The following is a 22,953-nucleotide window of genomic DNA, read 5'->3' as shown; positions in this document are numbered from 1 at the left end:
AAATATTATAGCCTATGTATGGAATTTTATCCAATAATTAATTATCCTCTTACTCAGTATATAATAATAAGAGGTACTATCTAAAAGATAGTACCTCTTATTATTATGCGTTGTCTTTTGCTCTTAAGAATATCTTTGCTATTTCATTTACTACAAGTGGAATTATTGAAAGTATTCCTACAAACATCCAATCTCTTCCATTCAAGTCCCAAACATCGAATATGTTAGCTAAGAATGGTACTGTTATTACAACATCTGTAAGGAATATTCCAAATAGTACAGATGCTAGTAAATACTTATTGGTAAATACTCCAACTTGGAATATAGACTTTCTTGGATTTCTTAAGTTAAATGAATGGAATAACTGTGATACACTTAACACAACAAATGCCATTGTTTGTGCATGTCTTAAAGCTTCTTCTGATATCTCACCCTTAGGGAATAGTGGGAATAAGTTTGCATCTCCAGTGTATACCTTAATTCCAACTATAAATGCCGCTAAAGTTAGTATACCAATTAGTAATCCATTCAGTACTAAGAAGTAACCTGTTCCGCCAGCAAATAAACTAGCTTTAGGATCTCTTGGCTTTTCCTTCATGACGTCAGGGTCTCCTGGGTCTGCACCAAGGGATAATGCTGGTAAACTATCTGTAACTAAGTTAACCCATAATAAGTGTATTGGTCTTAATGGTGTTGCCCATCCAAATAGTATTGCAAAGAATAATGCTACAATTTCACCTATATTACAAGAAAGTAAAAATACTATAGATTTCTTTATATTGTTAAATATATTTCTACCTTCTTTAATAGCAGCAACTATAGTTGAGAAGTTATCATCTGTAAGTACCATATCTGCTGCACCCTTTGCAACATCTGTACCTGTAATACCCATAGCAACTCCTATGTCTGCCATCTTAAGTGATGGAGCATCATTAACACCGTCACCTGTCATAGAAACTATATTTCCATTAGATTTAAATGCCTTAACTATTCTAACTTTATGCTCAGGAGATACTCTAGCAAATACTCTTAAATCTTTAACTCTACGAGCAAGCTCTTCATCACTCATTTTATCAAGTTCCGCTCCGAATATTGCTTGATCTTCTCTTTCTGCAATTCCAAGTTCCTTAGCTATTGCAAAAGCAGTATTTTTATGGTCACCAGTAATCATTATAGTTATAATTCCTGATTTTTTAGTTTCAGCTATGGAGTCTTTAACTTCTTCTCTTGGTGGGTCTATCATCCCAACAAGTCCTATAAATGTAAGATCACTTTCTAAACTATTAATATTTACAGCTTCAGAGTCTAAAACCTTATATGCTGATCCTAAAACTCTTAAAGCATCATTTGACATACTAATAGAGGCCTTATTTATACTATCTTTAATTTCATCTGTTAATGGAACTATTTCTCCATTTATATATGCATTATTACAAAGATTGATTAAATTATCTGTAGCTCCCTTTGTCATTACATAAAATTTATCATCATATTTATTTACTGTAGTCATAAGTTTTCTATCTGAATCAAAAGGAACTTCATTTACTCTTTTATGATCTTCATTCAATCCCTTTTTAAACAAATCATACTTTACACCAGCCTCAAGTAAAGCTATTTCTGTTGGATCTCCCGTTTTTGATTCTTCACTGTAAGTTGCATCGTTGCACAATACTATATTTTCTAGCAACAACCTTTGAACTGGATTTTTTATATCTAAGTCATTTATATTTCCTAGTACATTATCCCCATAAAACTTAATTACAGTCATCTTATTTTGAGTAAGTGTACCTGTTTTATCGGAACATATTACATTTACTGCACCTAATGTTTCTACTGCTGGAAGTTTTCTTATTATAGCATTTTCCTTTATCATCTTTTGAACACCCATAGCTAAAACTATGGTAACTATAGCTGGAAGTCCTTCTGGTATAGCAGCTACTGCCAAACTTATAGCTGTTAAAAACATTTCAAAAAAATCTCTTTTTTGAATTATAGCAACTATAAACATTACAATACATATTCCAAGAGCTCCAAAACCTAAAGTTTTACTAAGCTCTGCAAGTTTTTTTTGTAGTGGTGTTTGTTCATTTTCTTGCTCATCAAGCAATTTTGCTATTTTACCTATTTCAGTTGACATACCAGTTCCAACTGCTATACCAACTCCTCTGCCATAAGTTGCAAGAGTAGACATAAATGCCATATTCTTTTGATCTCCTAATGGTATTTCATTAGTATCAAATTTTAAATTAGCGTTCTTATCTACTGGAACTGATTCTCCTGTTAAAGCTGATTCCTCAATTTGAAGATTTACTGTTTCTACAAGTCTTAAGTCACATGGAACATATCTACCTGCATCAAGTATTACTACATCTCCAGGGACTAACTCTTCAGAAGCTATTTCCTTTAACTCTCCATCTCTTTTTACTACAGCTTTAGGCGTAGACATTTTCTTTAAGGCATCTAATGCTTTTTCAGCTTTAGATTCTTGTATAATTCCTATAACAGCATTAAGAATGATTACTACTGCAATTATAATTGCATCGCTTATTTCTCCCATAAATCCAGAAATCAATGCTGCACCTAATAATATAAAAATCATTGGATCGTTTAATTGTTCAAAGAACATTCTCATCATTGTCTTTGGCTTTTTACCTTCAAGCATATTTAGTCCATACTTTTCTTTTCTATTCTCTACTTCCTGGGAAGTAAGACCGTTATGCTGATCTGTAGAAAGCTCTTTTAATACCTCTTCATTGCTTTTTTCAAACCACATTCTTCTTCACCTCATACATTATTATTTGTCGTTAAGGTTTTATTTATTAAAAAAATTAATAAAAAAAACCTTTGCTCTATTCTGTGCACAAATAGAGCAAAGGTCTTGCTAACTCTTTTGGAGAATAACTATCCGGGTAAAAATCTTACCGACATGACGAATAGTTAAATAATTGCTACTCCCCTTTGCAAGGTAATTATATCACAGAGTTTTTCCACATACAAGAAATTTTTGTGAAGATTTTCTAATATAATATTACTCCTAGTGCACCTGCTACTACAATTACCATAATTGGATGTATTCTTTTAGATAATAGCATTACCAATGTCAACATACCTATTATTACACTTTTAACATCAGTATACGATGTCTTAGCTAGTGACCAAAATGCTGATAAAATAAGTGCTATAAGTGCTGGCCTCATTCCCATAAAAGCTGATTTTATTACCCTGGACTCTTTAAATTTCATTATATAGTGAGTAGCAATAGATACTAGTATAAATGACGTTGTAACCACACCTATGGACGCTGCCGTACTTCCTAAAACTCCTCCTACTTTATATCCTACAAAAGTAGCAGAATTTATAGCAATGGGTCCTGGAGTCATTTGTGAAATGCCTATTATATCTATAAATTCCCTATAGCTAATCCAATTGTGATTTTTAACTATTTCTCTTTCAATAAGTGGAAGCATAGCATATCCTCCACCAAAGCTAAAGGCTCCTATCTTTAAAAAGGACAGAAAAAGCTGTAATATTATATTCACTTTCCCACCTTCTCTCTATAATAAATAACACCGAAAGCACCTGAAAGAATGATTACAACCACAGGATTAACATTTAAAACTTGCAATAATATTAATGCAAGTATAACAACTCCCAAGTTTAAGTAACTCTTTTTAACTGACTTTGAAATGCTAAATATTGCAATTAGTACAAGCATTGGCACTGCTCCATTTATTCCTTTAAAAACCTGTTCAACATAATAGTTACTTCTAAATTGCATAAAGACTGAAGCTATCAAAAGTATTATTATAAAAGAAGGAATAACCGTTCCTAGTAGCGCCATAATAGCTCCCAAAATACCATTTATTTTATACCCTATAAATATTGAAGTATTTACTGCTAAGGCTCCAGGAAAGGATTGTGAAATAACTACAATATCCACAAACTCCTCCTTTTCTATCCACTTTTTTTTATTAACTACTTCTTCTTCAATGAGTGGGATCATTGCATATCCCCCTCCAAAGGTAAAAGCTCCTATTTTAAAAAAGCTAATAAACATTTGTAAAACTTTTTTCATATTCCCACCTCAGTTTTATAAATAATACATAATAATTAATGTTTAAAGTCAGCCGCAGGGCTGACTTTATTAGTTTGTCGAAATGTTTTCTTCCATGATTTAATTATAAATCAGCATGTCTTATTCATCTGAACTGTTTCATTTTCAAAATACACTGAAACAAAAATAAAAGCTATAAGATATATTTTAACATATTTATTTACTAAAATACTAACACTATTAACTATTAAATGAAGTAATTGGAGGTTTATCATGGATAGATATGTTATTGTTTGTTTACTTAATGGAGAAGCTTTAAATTTTCATGAGAAATTAGTAACAGATGTTTGTTCAAAATTTGATGTAAAAAGACAGAAGCTTCCTGGGCACTTTACCATAAAAGCTCCCTTTGAAACTGATAAAATTAGCGAAGTTGAGTGTGTTATCAAAGACTTTGTAGCTAATAATAAAAAAGAACGTATGAAAATAGATGGAATTAATCACTTTAGAACAGATACAATTTTTATGGATATAAATATGTCAAATGAAGGCCTAAAGGTTCATGATGCTTTTATAGATGCATTAAAAACTTTACCTTGGCTTGAGTGGAAAAGACATGATGGTAAAGGAAAAACCTTTCATGCTACTATAGTTACACGTATCCCTAGAGAAAAATATGATTCTATTTGGAATTATACCAATGGCTTTAACCCTGAATTTGATATTTATTTTGATAATATTACTATACTTAAATGGGAAAATTATAAATGGGAAACCTATAAGGAATATCAATTAAGATAAAGACCCATAGAATGCTTATAAAAATAAAGAGAGGATTATACCTCTCTTTGAATACATATCTTTACTTTATTTATTCTTTTTTCTTTTACCTCTTCAATCTTAAACACAATATTATTATGCTCTATAACTTCTTGTTCTCCATTTTCAGGTATTCTTCCTAATAAATCAACTAAAAATCCACTAATAGTATCTTGTTCTTCTGAATCTAAATTTATATGAAGATCATCATTAAGCTCATCTATTGCAAGTAACCCATTAACGATAAATGTGTTATTATCTATTTTTTCTATATCTGGCTCATCATTATCATATTCATCTTCTATGTTACCCATAACTTCTTCAATAAGATCCTCTATAGTTACTATTCCTGAAAAGCCGCCATATTCATCTATTAATATTGCCATATGCTTTTTCGAAACTTGAAGTTCTTTAAATAATTCATCAATATTTTTTGTTTCTGGAACGAAATAAGCTGAATGTAGTATACTTCTGATATCTACGTTTTCAAATCCATGTTTTCTAGCCTCAATAAAAAAATCTTTCATATAAAGAATACCAATAATATTGTCACTATCCCCTTCATATACAGGTATTCTTGAATACTTTTCTTCCATTAATTCGTCTAAGTATTCATTTAAGGGAGTATCTATATTAATTAAGTATACCTCAGTTCTTGGTGTCATTACTTCATCTGCTAATTTATCATCAAACTCGAATATACTATTTATCATTTCTTTTTCAGTTTCATTTATAACGCCATGTTCCTGTCCAACTTCCACTAAAGATTTAATCTCTTCTTTTGATACCCTTTCCTCTAAATCTTGTCTATCAAATCCAGCTAATCTAACAAGAACATTAGTTGATGCTGAAAGTAATTTTATAAAGGGCTTAGTTACTTTAGATATATATAATATAGGTATTACAGAAAACATTGCTATGGACTGTGACTTTTGCATTGCTATTCTCTTTGGGAACAGTTCTCCAAATACTAAGGTTATATAAGACAGTATGATTGTCACTACTATTAATGCTATTTGTCCACTATAAGGAATATTAAACGTATTTAAATACTGTGCTAAATCTTCTGATATTCCAGTAGCAGCAGAAGCACTAGAGAAAAATCCAGCAAGAGTTATTCCTACTTGTATTGTAGATAAAAACTTGGTTGGCTCTTCCATGAGTTTTATTAAAAGCTTTGCTTTTTTGTTTCCTTCTTCTGCAAGAAGTTTTATTTTATTTTTATTTAGTGATACTATAGCCATTTCTGCTGATGCAAAAAATGCATTAAGCATTGTTAAAATGACTATTAATATTAGTTGCGAAGTAATATTCGCAGGGTCAGGCTCTAATTCCATTGTAATTCCTCCTAAAATTGAAAACTTTTAATTTTAATTATATCATAAAATATGATAACTTTTACTAATTACTAAAGATACTTCTATTATTTATTGATACTGTATTAAATAAAAAGAAGCATCAGATTATAACTCCATTGCTTCTTTATACTTTATAACCTCAATAAACTCTCTTAATAGTTGTGGGTCAAATTGAGTTCCCGAGCATCTTATCAACTCTTCTATTGCCTCTTGTTTACTTATACCCTTTTGATAAGGTCTATCACTAATCATAGTATCGTAAGCATCCATTATATTAAGTATCCTACATTCTATTGGTATATTATTACCCTTTAACCCATTTGGATACCCTTTACCATCCCAGCACTCATGATGATGAAGTATAAGTTCTGCCATGTTTTCCAATTCCTTGCTTCGATGTGCAATTTCCCATCCTATTTTAACATGCTCTTTCATCTTTTTATATTCTTCTTCTGTTAATTTTCCTTTTTTAAACAGTATCTGATCTGGAATACCTACCTTTCCCAAATCATGTACCTTAGCTAATACAATAAGATTTCGGCGTATATCATCATCTAATCCTATTTTATCAGCCATAATTTCTCCCATCTTAGATAATCTTTCCCCATGTCCACTAGCCATATAGTCACGTTCAGCTAAAGCTGCAACTAATAAATCTATAACTTTACTTTTAGGACTTGTTGCTTGAGCCAATTTATACTCATACATGTTATCATCTGCTCTTTTATAAACATCATAAATACTTTCTAAGCTTCTTGTGGTAGCTGTACCTATAGACATACTTATAAGAGTTGATGGATTTTCTCTATTATGATTTTCTATAAGCTCTAAAATATCACTTCTTTTTTTCAGTGCAACTTTGTTATCAGATTTAGGAAGAATTATACAAACCTCATCTCCCCCTACTCTAGCAATAATATCTGTTTTTCTAAATGCCTTTGCTATTATATCTGCTGCAGCCTTTAAAAAATCATCTCCCGACTTATGTCCGAAGGTATCATTTACAATTTTAAGACCATCTAAATCTACAGATATGATACTTACTGGAGCGTATTCAGTTATATTTTCTTCTATCATTATCATTTGCTCATCAAAATATGTACGGTTATAAAGGCCTGTCAGACTATCCTTATAGGCTAATTTTTTAATAGATTCCTCTGCTTGGTTACGCTCAGTAATATCTTGAGCAGTACAAACCACGTACTTAACTTCTCCACCTTCCCCTAGCTTTGGAGTTTTGGTAACTAACATTAAGCGTTTTTCACCTTCATAATTTGTAAGCCACTCTTCCTTTTTAACTTGTACTCTTTTTTCAAAAACTTCCTCAGTTCCTGCAATGCACATATCTGCTTCTTCCTTACTCCATGAACTATACATGCTTGCCCGTTCTAATTCACACTTCCTCTTATTAAAAAACTTTGCATGTGCTTCGTTAACTATAGCATATGTTTTAGGGTCAGTTAAATACCATATATGTACATCAATATTATCAAGTAATAATTGTTGTTCTTCAGCTTTTTCCTTTAATTCCTTTCGACTTTCAATTAAAGCCTGCTGAATTTCTTTGCATTTCTCTATTTCATCTTCTAACTCTCTTTTCTTATTTCGAAGAATATCTATTGCTTTACCTAACGCTAATCCTATAGTGAAATAGGTTAATGCCCCTGATATAAGATTGCTAATACGAATGTGTTCAGTAAATATCACTCCAAATGTTAACATAGAAGTAGCCCATGTAGCCATAAGAATCCCACCTTTAATTCCCCATTGTGTAGCGGCAAAAATCACTACAATGCTGTTCAAAGGCCCCCTTATGTAAGTGTTTGCAAAATAAGTAATTAAAGCTATTGCAATTGCATAAACAATACTGTGTTTAATTACGTGCTTTTTAGCCACTCAATCGCTCCTCCTTATTTCTGTAAATAATAAGAACAATTTATCACCCTATTTTAAATATTCGTCCGTTACTACGTGACTCATATGATGTTTTACTAACTAATTGTAGAAAAAAGTCTTTTAAAGTCTTTTTTTGCTTATCCTTATATTATATCATCTTATTTAATTCTTTGATATTAACTTTTTCTAAAATTCTTCATTTATCACTACTTTATAGCTTTTTTAATTCTTTTAACAACCAAAGCATATTAGCATATACAATTGAATCTGGATGAACTATAATAGTTGGACCTGAAAACTAAATACTTAGATAATTTTCCCTACAAATTAACCATATATTCTTGTAAAATCGTTTAAAATTCTGTTTTCAATAAGATAATAGGAAAACATTTATTTCAAATAAATTTATTCATCTTATCAGCATCCTTTTTATGCAAAGTTCTTATTAACAATATTACAAAAGGAGATAATTATGAAAATAAAACCAATATTACTTCTTACAATTTTAATTTCATCAGCATCTATATTATATGGATGTAACAATTCTAAACTTAGTAAAACTTCTTCTAAAGAAAATAATCCCATTAAAAGTGAAATAGCTTTAGAGACTAGTACACAAATAGATGATATGGACTTAACTTTCAAAAGCAAGTTAGGATTTTCACTTAAGTTTCCTTCTAATTGAAAAAATAAATATACAATTAAAGAAGATGATAATTCTGCATCTGTTTATTTTAAATCATCTGATCCAAATACTCCTCGAGGATCTGGATTATTTTTTGTTATAATGAAAAATAATGATTCATCAACCGAGGCTATGTATGATTCTATTGATGGCAAAAAACATCTTACTATAGGTAATGCAACTCATTTTCTAGGGGGACCTACAGATGTAGCTTTAAGCCCTGAAAATGCTGATTTCAGTACATTTTTATCTATGAATAAAGAACGTAAAAAAGTAATAGATGCAATAAAAAGTTCAAATTAAATTCATAATATTAAAGGTGTAGAAGTTTTCTTCTACACCTAAATTAAGTTACTCAACATATATTAAATTTTTCAGACTTAAATCTAAAACTTTAAATGAATGTGTTATAGCGCCTGTCGATATGTAATCTACACCTATTTGGGCAATGACTTCTATTGTGTCTAAATCAACGTTCCCTGAGGCCTCAATTTCTGCTTTGCCATCTATGATTTTTACCGCTGCCTTAAGTGTCTCAATATCCATATTATCAAGCATTATTATATCAGGATTCATTTCTAATGCTTCTTTAAGCTGTTCTAGGGTTTCAACCTCGATTTCTATTTTTCTAACAAAGGGAGCATTACTTCTAACCATTTCAATTGCCTGTTGAATTCCTCCAGCAGCATCTATATGATTGTCCTTTATAAGGATTCCATCATTTAGTCCAAATCTATGATTTGTACCACCTCCAATCTTTACTGAGTATTTTTCAAACATTCTCATATTAGGGGTAGTTTTTCTAGTATCCAAAAGTTTTACGTTAGTTCCCTTTAACTTTTCTGTAAACATTTTTGTAAGAGTAGCTATGCCGCACATTCTTTGCAAAAAATTTAAAGCAACTCTTTCCCCACTTAATAAGGTTTTTATATTTCCATAGACTTTTCCAATTTTTTCTCCCTTATGAATATTATCACCGTCTTTTACATAAAACTCAGTTTCTGCATCCCCAAGAGTTAGGAAAACCCTTCTAAAAACTTCAAGACCAGCTACAACACCATCCTCCTTAGCTATCAAATCTATAGACGCATTTTTATTATTAACCACTATGGACTCAGTAGTTATGTCCCCATAATATAAGTCTTCATTAAGAGCCCTTTTTATAATATCATCCACAAGTAACCAATTCATTTTTTATATCTCCCCTCAACTTGGCAATTGTATCTACTAATATTTTCTTGTTCATTTCTTGATAATATTCAGAGTTATGATCGAGCTCACAAACCTCACTATATATAATTTCAATATCATTTATAGATTTATTTATATTTTCTGCTCCTCGTTTTGAGAAAACCAATGCTTCTAAAAGAGAGTTACTTGCAAGTCTATTTGCTCCATGAACTCCTGTGCAGCTAACTTCTCCGAAAGCATATAAGTTTTCCATGGAAGTTTTACCGTATAAATCCACCTCAAGTCCCCCCATGAAATAATGCTGTGCTGGGGTAACTGGAATAGGCTGTTTAGAAATATCTATCCCATATTTCAAACATTCCTCATATATAGTAGGAAATCTTTTTTGTAAAAAATCCTTAGGCATAAAGCTAACATCTAAATAAACATTATTAGAATTGGTTTTCTTTTCTTCTTCTATTATAAATTTACTAACCACATTCCTTGGAAGAAGTTCATCTACGAATCTTTCCCCTTTGTTGTTTATAAGTTTTCCTCCCTCACCTCTAACAGACTCAGAGATTAGAAATCTTCTCTCATTATTATTGTTTTCTGAATAAAATACTGTAGGATGAAACTGAATATAATTTATGTTTTTAACTTTAATATTATTTTTTATACCTATAGCAATGCCATCTCCAGTAATAATTCTCTCATTTGTTGAATTTTTGAAGACTCCTCCTATTCCACCAGTAGCTAATATAGTTACCTTAGAATATATGTTAATTTGTTTATTATCTTTGATACATATACCACCCATACAAAGGTTATCTTTCTTTAATATATCCACTAAACAACAGTTTTGGTTAAATTTAATATTTCTTCTATCTCTTACATTATTTAAAAGGACCTCTTCTACTCTATTTCCAGTTTTGTCTTTATAGTGAACTATTCTATTTATGGTATGTGCACCTTCACGAGTATAATTCAACTCATCTCCACTCCTATCGAAGTCTACCCCAAGTTCTATTAATGCATTTATATTTTCTATAGATTCTTCTGCAAGAACTTTAACTGCATTAATATCATTCTTATATCGACCAGCTTTTAGAGTGTCCTGTACAAATAGTTCTACATCATCATATCCTCTAGCTACGGATATTCCACCTTGAGCCCAATTCGAATTACATTCATTTACTTCTCCCTTTGAAACCATAATAACTTTTAATTTTTCATCTAAATTTAATGCTGTGTAAAGCCCTGCAACTCCAGCGCCTATTATTAGTACATCAGTTATAATATTCATTTCGCTACCTCCCAAGTTCATGCATCATAGCTAAAGAATTATACGCTTTTTGTCTTATACTTTCATCAATTTTGATATCACATTCCATATTAAGCAAACTATTATAAACATCTTCTAAGCGAGTCATTTTCATATTCACGCAAGTCATTCCACCTCCAGGAACATACAAGAGCTTATCAAGATTTTTTAATTTAATTTGATGAAGTACCCCTTCTTCTGTAACAATAAGAAATTTCTTGCCTGAATGATTAGTAACATAATCTATAATTTCTCCTGTACTTCCAAGGAAATCAGCATTTTCTCTAACTGATTTTTCACATTCAGGATGAGCAGCAATTACAATATCTTCATGAATTTTTCTAGCTGCCAGTAGTTCTTCAACTCTAACCTTCTTATGAGTTATACAAAAACCATCCCATAGGATAACATTTTTTTCAGGGACTTGTTTTTGAACATGTTCCCCTAAATTTTTATCAGGTAAAAATATTATTTCATCTTCTTTAATATTTTTAATTATCTTTACTGCATTAGATGATGTACAACATACATCTGATACCGCTTTTACTTCCGCTGTAGAATTTATATAACAAACAACCTTTGCATTAGGATGCTTAGCCTTCAATACTTTCACACCTTCAGCATCTGCCATATCTGCCATTGGGCATCCTGCACCAGCTGCAGGCAATAGCACAGTTTTTTCAGGAGAAAGTATTTTAGCACTTTCAGCCATGAACTTTACACCACAAAATACTATTAGTTTTTCACTACAATCTTTAGCTACTTTGCTTAGATGATAAGAATCCCCAATAGCATCAGCTATATCTTGGATATCACCTCTCTGATAATAATGAGCTAATATTATAGCTTGTTTATCTTTTTTTAATCTTAGTATTTCATCTTTTAAGTTAATCTTCATACAGTCCCCTCCAGGTTTTATAAATTAATCTTCATTATGTACATATTTATTTACAGGTGTATATACACATGTAAATAAATATATCACTAACAGTATATTATTTCAACTTAGTTTTTATAAAATTTATTTACATTTGATTATTCATATAATACAATTCATATGGGTGGTTTGCTATCTAAATTAAATCTATAGATATTAATCCACCTTTATTTTTATTAAGTTATTTTCTAGTATTGAAAGGCGAAAAAAATTAAACAAACTTAATAAATATATATACAGAATAACAAATAAAATAAAGGGTAAATTAATTTTAAAATCATAAAATCATGTTAGGAGATTTTATTTTGGAAAACATTATAAAAGATAAAAAATATGTACCGGTAATAGAATCAAGACTTAGAAAGAGAATTGTAGAGGTTCCAAAGGAAATATATGATGCAAGTGGTATCAATATTTTTGGAAAAAGAATAAAGTCGCTAATTTTTTCAACAGACGTTGCCATAATCAAAAATTGTAATGCAGATGGAGTAATTGCCGTTTATCCCTTCACCCCTCAGCTTTCAATAACTCATGCTATTATAGAGGTATCCCCTAGCCCAGTTTTCGTAGGCGTAGGCGGAGGACTTACAACAGGGCAGAGATCTATTGATATTGCTCTCCACGCTGAACTACATGGAGCTTTTGGTGTTGTTTTAAATGCTCCTACGCCAAACGAGCTTATTGTTGAAATGAAAAAGAAAATCGATATTCCTATCGTTATTACTATAGTATCAGAAAAGGAATGTATTGAAGAAAGAATCAAAGCTGGAGTTTCTATATTTAATGTTTCAGGTGGCGCAAAAACAGCTGAGCTTGTTCAAAATATTAGAACAAGATTCCCCCATATCCCTATAATTGCTACAGGGGGACCTAACGTAGAAAGTATTCGTAATACAATTAAAGCTGGAGCCAATGCAATTACATATACTCCTCCAAGTACTGCAAAAATGTTCTCTAATATAATGCATAACTATAGAGAAACTCTATAAAAAATATTATACAAGTGCCTTATTCCTTCCTCCCTTAATCTCTCCTTCTATATAACAAAGGCTAAAGGGTGATTTCCTTTAGCCTCTGTTATTTCATGCTAATTTCTTAAAAGTATATAAATATACATATATCTACACTTATCTTACCTTGAAAACAAGCTATGTTTATACTAAAACATCTTGATACACATTGGTTTTTCTATTATATAACGCTTTAAGCTAATAGCATATACTAATTTCGAAAAATGTAGCATATTGCATATAAAAAATTGAATTATAATATAGAATTTAACATACTCTTGCTATATAATATATTATATGGTTTAAATTAAAACTATTGAAAATGAGGGATGGAGAAAATGACCTTATATGATGAAAACAACATCAATATCATAAAAAACGATTTAAGATATTTGAAGTTACTAAGTACAAAATATCCTACTATATCTTTAGCTAGTAGTGAAATAATTAACCTTCAATCTATATTAAATCTTCCTAAGGGTACAGAGCATTTTATTAGCGATATACACGGCGAATACGAATCCTTTACCCATATGCTTAAAAACGCTTCTGGAGTTATTAAGCGAAAGCTTGATGAAATATTCGGAACATCCTTAATGGAAAGAGAAAAAGCAGCTCTTGCTACTTTAATATATTATCCTGAAGAAAAAATGGAGCTTCTTAAAAGAACAGAACAAGATTTAGAAGAATGGTACAAGATTACTTTATACAGGCTTATTCAAGTTTGTAAATCAGTATCCTCAAAGTATACAAGATCCAAAGTTAGAAAAGCTCTACCTGAGGATTTTTCATATATAATCGAAGAACTTTTAAATGAACAAATTGATAGGATTAATAGACAAGAATATTATACAGGCATAATAGATACCATAATAGACATTGGCTGTGCTAGTGAATTCGTGGTTGCTTTATCTAAAGTTATTCAAAGACTTGTAGTAGATAGACTTCATATTATTGGTGATATATACGATAGAGGTCCTGGTGCTGAAATAATAATGGACGCTTTAATGAATCATCATTCTATAGATATCCAATGGGGAAATCATGACATTATTTGGATGGGAGCAGCTTCAGGCTCTAGAACTTGTGCTGCTAATGCCCTTAGGGTAAGTTTAAGATATGCAAACCTTAGCAGTATTGAAGATGGTTATGGCATAAATCTACTACCTCTTGCTACTTTTGCTTTAGAAATTTACGGCAATGATCCTTGTAAATATTTTATTCCAAAAACATTAACCAAGAAACTTCCAGAAAATGAAGTGTCTCTTTTAGCTAAAATGCATAAAGCAATAGCGGTTATTCAGTTTAAGCTAGAAGGCCAAAAGGTTAAAAGACATCCTGAATTTGAAATGGATTATATGCTGCTTCTAGATAAGATGAATTTAGAAAATAAGACCGTAACTGTCGATGGAAAAACTTATCCACTAAGGGATACTAATTTCCCTACATTATTTAAAGATGATCCATACAAACTAACTGCCGAAGAAGAAGAGTTAATAAACAAACTTACTCACTCCTTTGTTAATAGTGAGAAGCTTCAAAGGCATATAAGGTTTTTATATAGTAAGGGCAGCCTATATCTTGTATATAACTCAAATATATTATTTCATGGATGTATTCCCCTTGATGAAAATGGAGACTTTAAAACTGTTAACTTTGAAGGGAAAAGTTACAGCGGTAAATCTCTCCTAGATATGTTTGATCGTTATGCAAGAGAGGCATATTTTTATAAGAAAGATAAGAATGTTAAAAACTATGCCATGGATATAATGTGGTATCTTTGGTGCGGACAACATTCACCACTATTTGGTAAAAACAGAATAACTACCTTTGAAAGATACTTTATTGAAGATAAATTAACTCATATAGAAGAAAAGAACACTTACTATAAGTTAATAAATGATGAAGAGTTAAGTAATAGAATCTTTGAAGAATTCCATTTAGATAAAGATTGCTCTCACATTATAAATGGACATATCCCTGTAAAAACAATACGAGGTGAAAGTCCAATAAAAGCAAATGGTAAGCTTTTAGTTATTGATGGAGGCTTTTGTAAGGCTTATCAACCTGAAACAGGGATTGCAGGGTATACTTTAATATATAATTCCTATGGGTTCCTTCTTACTTCCCACGAGCCCTTTGATTCTATTAGAAAAGCCATTGAAGAAGAAAAAGACATATTATCCTCTACAATAATTGTGGAGCATGGCATGCAAAGAAAAAGAGTTGCCGATACTGATATAGGTAAGGAAATTACTGTTCGTATAAAAGATTTAGAAAAACTTTTAATGGCTTATAGAAAAGGACTTATTGATGAGATTTAAAAAGTGCCACCCACATGACAAGTGGCAAGTGCCTGTTATTATACTAAAAATAAAAGGAATTTTGCTAAAGCAAAATTCCTTTTATTTTTAGTACGTAGAATGTAACACAATTCCTATTCGAACTGTTTCTTAATTTCAATCTTATTTTCTAAACCTTCATCTTGTACTTCTTCATCAATTAATTGTTGTTTTTTATTCTTTTCTTCCTTTTTAATATCCTTGTTTAAGGCTTTTATATCCCTATATAGTAAAACACCTGTAAGTATTGCAGAAAGTAAATCTGCTATAGGTGCACTTGCCCATACTCCATCCAACTTAAATATTGGTGGTATTATGAGTAATATAGGTATAAGTATAAGCACCTGTCTAGATAAACTTAAAATTATTGATATCTTTGCTTTTCCAACAGCTTGAAAATAATTAGAACTTACTACTTGAAATCCTATTATAGGTAAAAATATCATGTCTATTCTTATTCCTCTAGACCCTATTGCTATAAGCTCTGCATCATTTTTATTAAAGAGTCCTATAAGTTGTCTTGGGAAAGCCTGTATTACTATGAATCCTACTATAGATATAAAAACTGCTGCCATAATTGCAAGTTTTAAAGCTTTCTTTACTCTAGCATAATTTTTAGCTCCATAGTTATAACCTATTATAGGCTGAACACCTTGATTTATACCAAATATAGGCATAAAAAACAACATTATTATACTGTTTATTATTCCCATTGATGCTACAGCTAAATTCCCCCCATAAGTTAAAAGACTATTATTGTAAATTGTTGTAACTACACTTGCTGCAATTTGCATTGCAAATGGTGACATTCCTATAGCAAGTATGTGCTTTATGGTTTCAAGTCTTAACTTAAAGTTTTCTTTATGGAACTTTAATGTACTTCTACCACTTATAAAGTGTGCAAGTACCCAAATTGAAGAAATCCCTTGTGAGATTATAGTAGCAATAGCTGCTCCTTGAACTCCCATATCAAATATAAATATAAATATAGGGTCAAGTATTGTATTTATAATAGCTCCTATTAGCATAGTGGCCATAGCAATACGTGGACTACCTTCTGAACGTATTATATTATTCATACCAAAGCCTATATTTTGAAGCAATGCCCCTCCAATAATAAATTTCATATAATCTCTTGCATATGTAAGAGTTTCGGCACTTGCACCAAATATAATTAATAATTTATCTAAAAATAATAATCCAAAAATTGTAAACACCAAAGATAATATTATATTTAATACTAACGCATTTCCAAGTATTTTTTCTGCTGAATCTTTATCTTTCTCTCCAAGCTTTATAGAAATCATAGCAGAGGAACCTATTCCAACAAGCATTCCAAATGCCATATTTATAATTGATAATGGGAATCCTGCAGCAAGTCCTGAAAGTGCTAAAGAACCTACCCCTCTTCCTATAAATATTCTATCTACCATATTATAAAGTCCATTTACTAACATACCGATAATTGCAGGCAAGGAAAATTTAAATAAGAGCTTACCTATACTCTCTTCACCTAGTTGTTTTGAACGATCCATAACATTTCTCTCCCCTTTTCAAACTTAGACACATAGTATACTATTATATAATAAATTAAACTTTTTATCAAACTTTAATCTTGAAATACTACTTATTAGACAATAATATAGGAAGTCTCTCAACGTATTGAGAGACTGTGATTAGTATATATTAATAATTTTCATTAGCAATTTTACAGCATTCCTGCTAATATAAGCATTTCTTCATTATCTTCATATATTTGGTGAAATTGTGTTAATGGCAGAGGATTTTTCCCCCATCCTACTTCAATAGTATATCCTGGCCTTTTAAACTTATCTATAAACCAATCTTTATAACCCGCATAGGAAGCGATACCTGTTACTTCTCCTAATTTATATCCACTTACCTCTGTAAAAATTTCTCCTATTGATCTTGCTATTGGTGGGGTTGCATCTCCATATTGCCAATATATTTCCTTACCTTGGCTATGATAGGCCATGACAAGCTTAAAATCTTCTTTCCGTGTAAAATCTGCTAAAGCCTTCGTTTCTGGTTCAGACTCAGGATATTCTCCAGAATAACGGGTAGGTCCTGGTCCTACTATACAATGCTCCTTTTCTGCTTTTTTAGAAAGATCAAACGAAGCATCATAATTATGATTTAAATCCACTCCTCTTGCATTGGCCTGCCATACTCTTGAGAAATCTGAGCTTCCATCATTCCACCTTAAAAGCTCACTATAATAAGGATGACTTTTTTTAAGACCATTTATAACTAGCTCTACCCCATCAGGATTTACCATAGGAACTATATATATGGTAGATTTTTTTAATAACTGTGTTATATCATATCCTCTTATTCGCTTTCCATTTTTATACGCCTTACAAATATTTTCTGTAAATTTCATAAGCAGCAAAGACGTTACCCATTCAAGTGCATGATGGGCTCCATTATAAAGTACTTTATTAGATCCATCACCAAGTTTAATGTAATATAAGTTTCTTCCACATACACTTACTCCTATTTTCCCTACTGTTATAAATGGGAACTTCATTTTAAAATAGCTTATATCTCTTTCTAATAGATCATATGAATACTTTTTCTTTATACTTACTATATGATTTTTAGATATTATTTTCCATCCACTCCCCATAAATTTTTCCTTTTTTATCGCTCCATTATCAGTTTATTTTGATATTATAAAATATATGAAAGAAAAACTAAGAAATCTAATGATAAAGCTTTGCAAACCCTTTACATATTAATATTATTTTATTATATTAATTAATAGCGATACTTTTTTGTAACCACTTTGTATATTAATTATACTATAATATAAAAGGTGCATTTAATATAAAACATCTCAATTAGATTTGAGATGTACTGTTTTGTAATAAATTTAAAAATTATGTAACTTATTCAAATATGCAAGGTAAATAACTTAAAATAAATTGTACTGGAGGTACTTACCCTTGAAGAGAAGAAAAAAGAAATTTAATCTTAAAAGATTTGCAATGTCACTTACCGTAATTGCATTATTATCTGGCGTTTTAACTGTATCCATAAAAAAATTTATAAATAAGGATGCTCAAGCCTACACAGCTGTTAAAGAAGAAACTAAAAAAGAGGTAAAAGATGGGAAAGAAAATGTACAAGCTCCTTCTTCTAATGAGGATAATAAAGATACCTCATTAGATAAAAACGGACAAACTTCTTCCAATGGTGTAGCAACTGGAACTTCAGTTACTACAAATGCAAATTCTTCTACTAATAATTCTTCTAATAATACAAATACTACAACTAGTAATTCAGCTTCATCTAATAAAGAAGTTAATAAGGCCTATTTTAATACTTCCATGTTTTTAGGAGATTCAATTACAGAAGGAATGTGGTATTATGGAGCACTAGATACAGCTCACGTTATTGCAAAAAAGGGACTTTCAGTATTTCACGCTACAAATGAAGTAACAAAGCTTACTGCTTCAAATCCTAAAGATATATATATTTTACTTGGTAATAATGATTTAGTGGACAAGAACCTTACTCCTGAAAAATTTACAACTCAATATGGAGTTTTAATAGATTCTATAAAAAGTAAAGTTCCAAATACTAAAATACATGTGCTCTCTATTTTACCTGTTACACAAGCTGCTGAACAAAAAAATTCAGCTTTTGCAAATTCTCGTATTAATACATTTAATTCTGCACTAGCAACCCTTGCCTCTCAAAAGGGGGCTGACTATATAAATGTTAGATCAGTAGTTGATAGTAATCCAAGTTTACATGAACAAGATGGAATACATTACAAGGCCAGTTTTTATAATGTGCTCCTAGATTATATAAGACAACATGCATTAAGCTAAGGTAACTAATTAAACTTTACAAAGGAGAAGGATAAAAATGATAAGAAATTCAAGAAAATCTAAGGTAACTTTATTATCCCTACTATTACTACTTGTATTTGCTGTAGGAAGCCTTTATGGTTGTTCTTCTAAAAAGACTGCTAAAAATCCATCTGTAGACGAGATACTAGCAAAGGTAAAAGGTGCTACTGATATTTCCCAAATGCCAGAAATAGATGGCGAAAAATTAAAGATGTTATATGATATAGATGCTGCTGACTTAGAGGGTTTTAAAGTTTATATAGCTCCTTCTAATATAAAGGCTGATGAACTTGCCATAATTAAAGTTAAAGATGAAAAAAAGGTAACTGAAATAAAAGATAAAGTAGCTAAAAGAGTAGAAAATCAAAGCGCTAGCTTTAAAGATTATCTTCCTGAGGAATACTCCTTAATACAAAATCATGTATTAAAAACTCAAGGAAACTACGTATTTTTAACTATTTCAAAAGATGCTGAAAAAATTGAAGCTGCTTTTGATGAAGCTTTCAAATAACTTAAACTAATGTTTTAGGAGGAGACTATTTTGGTTTTTAGTAGTTTATTATTTATATTTGTATTTTTACCAATAACACTTTTATCTTACTATTTAGTGCCAAAGTCTCTGAAGAACTTAGTAATACTTATATCAAGTCTTATATTTTATGCTTGGGGAGAGCCCATTTATATTTTTCTAATGATGTTCTCCACAATTTTCAATTACATAATTGGGTTAATAATAAACAAATATAAAACATGCAAGAGAATTTCTCTTGCAGTTTTTATATTGTCTGTAGTTGTAAATTTATCCATACTAGGCTTCTTTAAGTATTATGGTTTCTTCATTGATAATTTAAACGCACTGTTGGGTCTTAGTATAGAAGCAAAAAAATTATCATTGCCATTAGGAATTTCTTTTTATACTTTCCAAACTATGTCCTATGTAATTGATGTATATTGGGGCAAAACTCCTGTGCAAAGAAATATTATATCCTTTGGAACTTACATAACTATGTTCCCTCAGCTTGTTGCAGGTCCTATAGTTAAATATGATGACGTTGAAGAACAACTTAAAAATAGACGTGTCACCTTAGCTAAGTTTGGTTCTGGAGCTGAAATTTTTATCATTGGCCTTTCAAAAAAAGTTCTTTTAGCTAATAATATAGGAATACTTTGGAGGGCTATAAAGGATACTCCTGCTGGTGAACTTCCTGTTCTATCAGCTTGGCTTGGAATACTAGGATTTACGTTTCAAATATACTATGATTTTAGTGGATATTCAGATATGGCTATAGGTCTTGGTAAAATGTTTGGTTTCGAACTTATGAAAAACTTTGATTACCCTTATATTTCAAGAAGTATTACTGAGTTTTGGAGAAGATGGCACATATCCTTAGGTTCTTGGTTTAGAGAATATGTATACATACCTCTTGGTGGAAATAGGGTAAGCGCTATAAAAAGATATAGAAATTTATTTGTAGTTTGGTTTTTAACGGGATTTTGGCATGGAGCCAACTGGAATTTTATACTTTGGGGATTATACTTTGGAGTTATTTTAGCCTTAGAAAAGGCATTTATTTTAAAATGGCTCGAAAATAAGCCTAAAATAATAGCACATACATATGCTTTTCTTCTTATAGTATTTGGATGGATATTGTTCGAATTTGAAAATATGAGTTTAGGATTAGAATTCATTAAAACATTATTTGGTTTTGGAAGTCGTACTTTTATGGATACCACTACCCTTTACTATATTTCAAATAATGCCATATTATTTATATTACTTATACTTTGCGCAACCCCATTACCATGGAAACTTATGCAAAAGTTAAAAGGAAAAGTTAAATTTATTGGAGCTATAATTATTCCTCTTATTTATCTTTTACTTATATTTATTTGTACTTCGTATTTAGTAAATGCAAGCTATAATCCATTTCTATACTTTAAATTTTAGGAGGTGATACTTTTGAAGAAATACAAGAATGTATATAAATGCGTACTGGGAGCCTTTGTGTTCTTATATATAGTTGTTATATTGGCAAGTAATATAGTAACAGCAGATAAAAACTTCTCTGATTCTGAAAATAGAACTCTTCAGCAAAAACCTAAGTTTTCTATGGATCGTCTGATAGAAGGAAAATATACCTCCAACTATGAAAAATATATTTCTGATCAATTTGTAGGAAGAGATTTCTGGATAGGCGTAAAGTCTGCTACAGAAAAACTTCTAGGAAAAACAGAAAATAATGATGTGTACTTAGGAAAAGACGGATACCTATTTCAAAAATTTGAAAAACCAAATATTAAAAACTTAGAAAATAAATTAAATACAATAAATAACTTTGCTTTAAATAACAAAGATACTCATGTATACTTTATGCTTGCACCAAACTCTACAAGAATACTTGAGGATAGACTTCCTTCTTATGCTTCTCCTGCTGACCAAAGAGATTACATAAATCAAGTTAATCACGGATTAGGTAAAGATATAAAATTTGTAGATGTATTTGACACTATGAATTCCAATAAAGACAAGTATATCTATTACAAAACAGATCATCACTGGACAACAGAAGGTGCCTTTTATGCTTATGAAGATTTAGGTAAATATATGGGCTATTCCCCTCTAAAAAAAGAAGACTTTAAGATTACAAAGGTTAGTGATGAGTTCTATGGAACCTTGTATTCAAGAAGTGGATTTAGAAATATAAAGCCTGATACCATAGAAGTTTATACTCCTAAAGAAGAAACTCATTATAAAGTTTGGTATTCTGATGAAAAAAAAGAGCGTGATTCTTTCTTACACCTTGAAAATGCTAATAAAAAGGATAAATATACTGTTTTCTTTAATAGTAATCATCCACTTGTAAAAATACAAACTGGAGTTAATAATCATAAAAGGCTTTTAGTTATAAAGGATTCCTACGCTAATAGTCTAGTACCATTTTTAACAAATCACTATAGTGAAATATATATGGTTGATCCCCGATACTATACAGATAGCATAACAGACCTTGCAAAGGCTAACTCTGTAGATGACATACTTTTATTGTATAATGTAAATACCTTTTCTGAGGATGCTTCTATAAACACTATAAGATAAGAGTGCCACCCACATGACAAGTGGCAAGTGATAAAGTCACTTGCCACTTGTCATGTGGGTGGCACTAATGATATAATAGTAATTGGAATTATTTCCTATATGACCTTATATATTAATAAGTTACAAGAGGTGTAATTATGTCTGAAAAAATTATTACCGAAATTAAGGACAAAGCTAGGAGAACTAATGCAGATATTGCTTTTGTGGCAGTAGTGGCTGGAATAATTCTTCAACCTCTATGGGAATACTCTTGGATACTTGCTATAACAGGAACTCTTTTTATAAAAGATAACAACCTATAAATAAAATGGACTTAAAAATTTAAGTCCATTTTATTTATAGGTAAGGTAATGTTTCAATTCCTGCATTCATAGCAAATA

General features: G+C 30.7%; 19 protein-coding genes and 1 pseudogene. 10 read left to right on the top strand and 10 right to left on the bottom strand.

Annotated elements, in window-relative coordinates; translation table 11 throughout:
• Positions 1–103: 103 nt before the first annotated feature.
• The 3 genes from DP68_RS13565 to DP68_RS13555 form a co-directional block, all read right to left on the bottom strand.
• Entirely contained in the window at positions 104–2,773 is a 2,670-nt protein-coding gene (locus DP68_RS13565; RefSeq protein WP_035310411.1) for a cation-translocating P-type ATPase, read from the bottom strand.
• Between the two features lie 244 nt (positions 2,774–3,017).
• Complete coding sequence (locus DP68_RS13560) at positions 3,018–3,539, bottom strand: chromate transporter (RefSeq protein ID WP_035310408.1); 522 nt, start codon at positions 3,537–3,539, stop codon at positions 3,018–3,020.
• The gene (locus DP68_RS13555; RefSeq protein WP_035310406.1) at positions 3,536–4,075 is read right to left on the bottom strand and encodes a chromate transporter; all 540 of its coding nucleotides are present in this window, start codon (positions 4,073–4,075) and stop codon (positions 3,536–3,538) included. Before DP68_RS13555 ends, DP68_RS13560 begins: the two co-directional genes overlap by 4 nt.
• A gap of 252 nt (positions 4,076–4,327) precedes the next feature.
• Between DP68_RS13555 and DP68_RS13550 the strand changes: the two genes are divergently transcribed.
• A complete protein-coding gene (locus DP68_RS13550) occupies positions 4,328–4,855 on the top strand; it encodes a 2'-5' RNA ligase family protein (RefSeq protein WP_035310404.1) in 528 nt (175 codons plus the stop codon).
• Positions 4,856–4,890: 35 nt separating this feature from the next.
• Here DP68_RS13550 and DP68_RS13545 read toward each other — a convergent pair whose 3' ends face one another.
• Together DP68_RS13545 and DP68_RS19015 are read right to left on the bottom strand one after the other, a co-directional pair.
• Complete coding sequence (locus tag DP68_RS13545; RefSeq protein ID WP_035310402.1) at positions 4,891–6,210, bottom strand: hemolysin family protein; 1,320 nt, start codon at positions 6,208–6,210, stop codon at positions 4,891–4,893.
• A 126-nt stretch (positions 6,211–6,336) separates the two neighbouring features.
• Positions 6,337–8,127 (bottom strand): HD domain-containing phosphohydrolase, encoded by a 1,791-nt coding sequence (locus DP68_RS19015; RefSeq protein ID WP_052085811.1) that lies wholly within the window; start codon positions 8,125–8,127, stop codon positions 6,337–6,339.
• Positions 8,128–8,599: 472 nt separating this feature from the next.
• On the opposite strand from DP68_RS19015, the gene DP68_RS19010 reads away from it, so the two are divergent.
• Both DP68_RS19010 and DP68_RS19005 read left to right on the top strand, forming a co-directional pair.
• Positions 8,600–8,812 carry a hypothetical protein gene (locus DP68_RS19010; protein ID WP_052085810.1) on the top strand — a complete coding sequence of 71 codons (213 nt, stop codon included), beginning with the start codon at positions 8,600–8,602 and terminating at the stop codon, positions 8,810–8,812.
• Positions 8,813–8,914: 102 nt separating this feature from the next.
• Positions 8,915–9,115 (top strand): hypothetical protein, encoded by a 201-nt coding sequence (locus DP68_RS19005; RefSeq protein WP_052085809.1) that lies wholly within the window; start codon positions 8,915–8,917, stop codon positions 9,113–9,115.
• Positions 9,116–9,163: 48 nt separating this feature from the next.
• Here the strand turns inward: DP68_RS19005 and nadC are convergent, their stop codons facing one another.
• The 3 genes from nadC to nadA are packed head-to-tail and all read right to left on the bottom strand — an operon-like array spanning position 9,164 to position 12,204.
• The gene (gene nadC, locus DP68_RS13530; RefSeq protein WP_035310399.1) at positions 9,164–10,003 is read right to left on the bottom strand and encodes a carboxylating nicotinate-nucleotide diphosphorylase; all 840 of its coding nucleotides are present in this window, start codon (positions 10,001–10,003) and stop codon (positions 9,164–9,166) included.
• A complete protein-coding gene (locus DP68_RS13525; protein WP_035310398.1) occupies positions 9,981–11,288 on the bottom strand; it encodes an L-aspartate oxidase in 1,308 nt (435 codons plus the stop codon). The genes nadC and DP68_RS13525 overlap by 23 nt, the downstream gene beginning before the upstream one ends.
• A 4-nt stretch (positions 11,289–11,292) precedes the next feature.
• On the bottom strand, positions 11,293–12,204 hold the full coding sequence (gene nadA / locus DP68_RS13520; RefSeq protein ID WP_035310396.1) for a quinolinate synthase NadA: 912 nt from the start codon (positions 12,202–12,204) through the stop codon (positions 11,293–11,295).
• A 344-nt stretch (positions 12,205–12,548) separates the two neighbouring features.
• Here nadA and DP68_RS13515 point away from each other — a divergent pair, with 344 nt between their 5' ends.
• Both DP68_RS13515 and DP68_RS13510 read left to right on the top strand, forming a co-directional pair.
• The gene (locus DP68_RS13515; protein WP_242966397.1) at positions 12,549–13,232 is read left to right on the top strand and encodes a hydrolase; all 684 of its coding nucleotides are present in this window, start codon (positions 12,549–12,551) and stop codon (positions 13,230–13,232) included.
• 359 nt (positions 13,233–13,591) lie between these two features.
• Positions 13,592–15,577 (top strand): fructose-bisphosphatase class III, encoded by a 1,986-nt coding sequence (locus tag DP68_RS13510; protein ID WP_035310395.1) that lies wholly within the window; start codon positions 13,592–13,594, stop codon positions 15,575–15,577.
• 113 nt (positions 15,578–15,690) lie between these two features.
• Here DP68_RS13510 and DP68_RS13505 read toward each other — a convergent pair whose 3' ends face one another.
• On the bottom strand, positions 15,691–17,130 hold the full coding sequence (locus tag DP68_RS13505) for an MATE family efflux transporter (RefSeq protein ID WP_052085807.1): 1,440 nt from the start codon (positions 17,128–17,130) through the stop codon (positions 15,691–15,693).
• Positions 17,131–17,303: 173 nt separating this feature from the next.
• Positions 17,304–18,188 (bottom strand): annotated as a pseudogene (locus DP68_RS13500) (M14 family metallocarboxypeptidase); the annotation flags it as partial.
• 376 nt (positions 18,189–18,564) lie between these two features.
• On the opposite strand from DP68_RS13500, the gene DP68_RS19000 reads away from it, so the two are divergent.
• The 5 genes from DP68_RS19000 to DP68_RS19690 all read left to right on the top strand — a co-directional run bounded on the left by DP68_RS19000 (position 18,565) and on the right by DP68_RS19690 (position 22,875).
• Positions 18,565–19,455, top strand: a complete 891-nt coding sequence (locus DP68_RS19000; protein WP_052085805.1) for a GDSL-type esterase/lipase family protein — start codon at positions 18,565–18,567, stop codon at positions 19,453–19,455.
• A 37-nt stretch (positions 19,456–19,492) separates the two neighbouring features.
• Positions 19,493–19,987 carry a DUF4358 domain-containing protein gene (locus tag DP68_RS13490; RefSeq protein WP_291549258.1) on the top strand — a complete coding sequence of 165 codons (495 nt, stop codon included), beginning with the start codon at positions 19,493–19,495 and terminating at the stop codon, positions 19,985–19,987.
• Positions 19,988–20,017: 30 nt separating this feature from the next.
• Positions 20,018–21,424, top strand: coding sequence for an MBOAT family O-acyltransferase (locus DP68_RS13485; RefSeq protein WP_035310394.1), 1,407 nt, complete (start codon positions 20,018–20,020; stop codon positions 21,422–21,424).
• A 12-nt stretch (positions 21,425–21,436) separates the two neighbouring features.
• Positions 21,437–22,573, top strand: a complete 1,137-nt coding sequence (locus tag DP68_RS13480; protein WP_035310392.1) for a DHHW family protein — start codon at positions 21,437–21,439, stop codon at positions 22,571–22,573.
• A gap of 137 nt (positions 22,574–22,710) precedes the next feature.
• Entirely contained in the window at positions 22,711–22,875 is a 165-nt protein-coding gene (locus DP68_RS19690; RefSeq protein WP_186429101.1) for a hypothetical protein, read from the top strand.
• The last annotated feature ends 78 nt before the right edge of the window (positions 22,876–22,953 follow it).

The organism is Clostridium sp. HMP27 (genome assembly GCF_000765165.1).
Classification (GTDB): domain Bacteria; phylum Bacillota; class Clostridia; order Clostridiales; family Clostridiaceae; genus Clostridium_AK.
The sequence above is the reverse complement of the archived record's forward strand: the minus strand, read 5'-3'. Positions and strand labels throughout refer to the sequence as shown.

Excerpts from the sequence above, each read along its gene's own strand:
- DP68_RS13565 (WP_035310411.1), bottom strand. The coding sequence starts at position 2,773 with ATGTGGTTTGAAAAAAGCAATGAAGAGGTATTAAAAGAGCTTTCTACA.
- DP68_RS13555 (WP_035310406.1), bottom strand. The coding sequence starts at position 4,075 with ATGAAAAAAGTTTTACAAATGTTTATTAGCTTTTTTAAAATAGGAGCT.
- DP68_RS13550 (WP_035310404.1), top strand. The coding sequence starts at position 4,328 with ATGGATAGATATGTTATTGTTTGTTTACTTAATGGAGAAGCTTTAAAT.
- DP68_RS13545 (WP_035310402.1), bottom strand. The coding sequence starts at position 6,210 with ATGGAATTAGAGCCTGACCCTGCGAATATTACTTCGCAACTAATATTA.
- DP68_RS19010 (WP_052085810.1), top strand. The coding sequence starts at position 8,600 with ATGAAAATAAAACCAATATTACTTCTTACAATTTTAATTTCATCAGCA.
- DP68_RS19005 (WP_052085809.1), top strand. The coding sequence starts at position 8,915 with ATGAAAAATAATGATTCATCAACCGAGGCTATGTATGATTCTATTGAT.
- nadC (WP_035310399.1), bottom strand. The coding sequence starts at position 10,003 with ATGAATTGGTTACTTGTGGATGATATTATAAAAAGGGCTCTTAATGAA.
- DP68_RS13525 (WP_035310398.1), bottom strand. The coding sequence starts at position 11,288 with ATGAATATTATAACTGATGTACTAATAATAGGCGCTGGAGTTGCAGGG.
- nadA (WP_035310396.1), bottom strand. The coding sequence starts at position 12,204 with ATGAAGATTAACTTAAAAGATGAAATACTAAGATTAAAAAAAGATAAA.
- DP68_RS13510 (WP_035310395.1), top strand. The coding sequence starts at position 13,592 with ATGACCTTATATGATGAAAACAACATCAATATCATAAAAAACGATTTA.
- DP68_RS13505 (WP_052085807.1), bottom strand. The coding sequence starts at position 17,130 with ATGGATCGTTCAAAACAACTAGGTGAAGAGAGTATAGGTAAGCTCTTA.
- DP68_RS13490 (WP_291549258.1), top strand. The coding sequence starts at position 19,493 with ATGATAAGAAATTCAAGAAAATCTAAGGTAACTTTATTATCCCTACTA.
- DP68_RS19690 (WP_186429101.1), top strand. The coding sequence starts at position 22,711 with ATGTCTGAAAAAATTATTACCGAAATTAAGGACAAAGCTAGGAGAACT.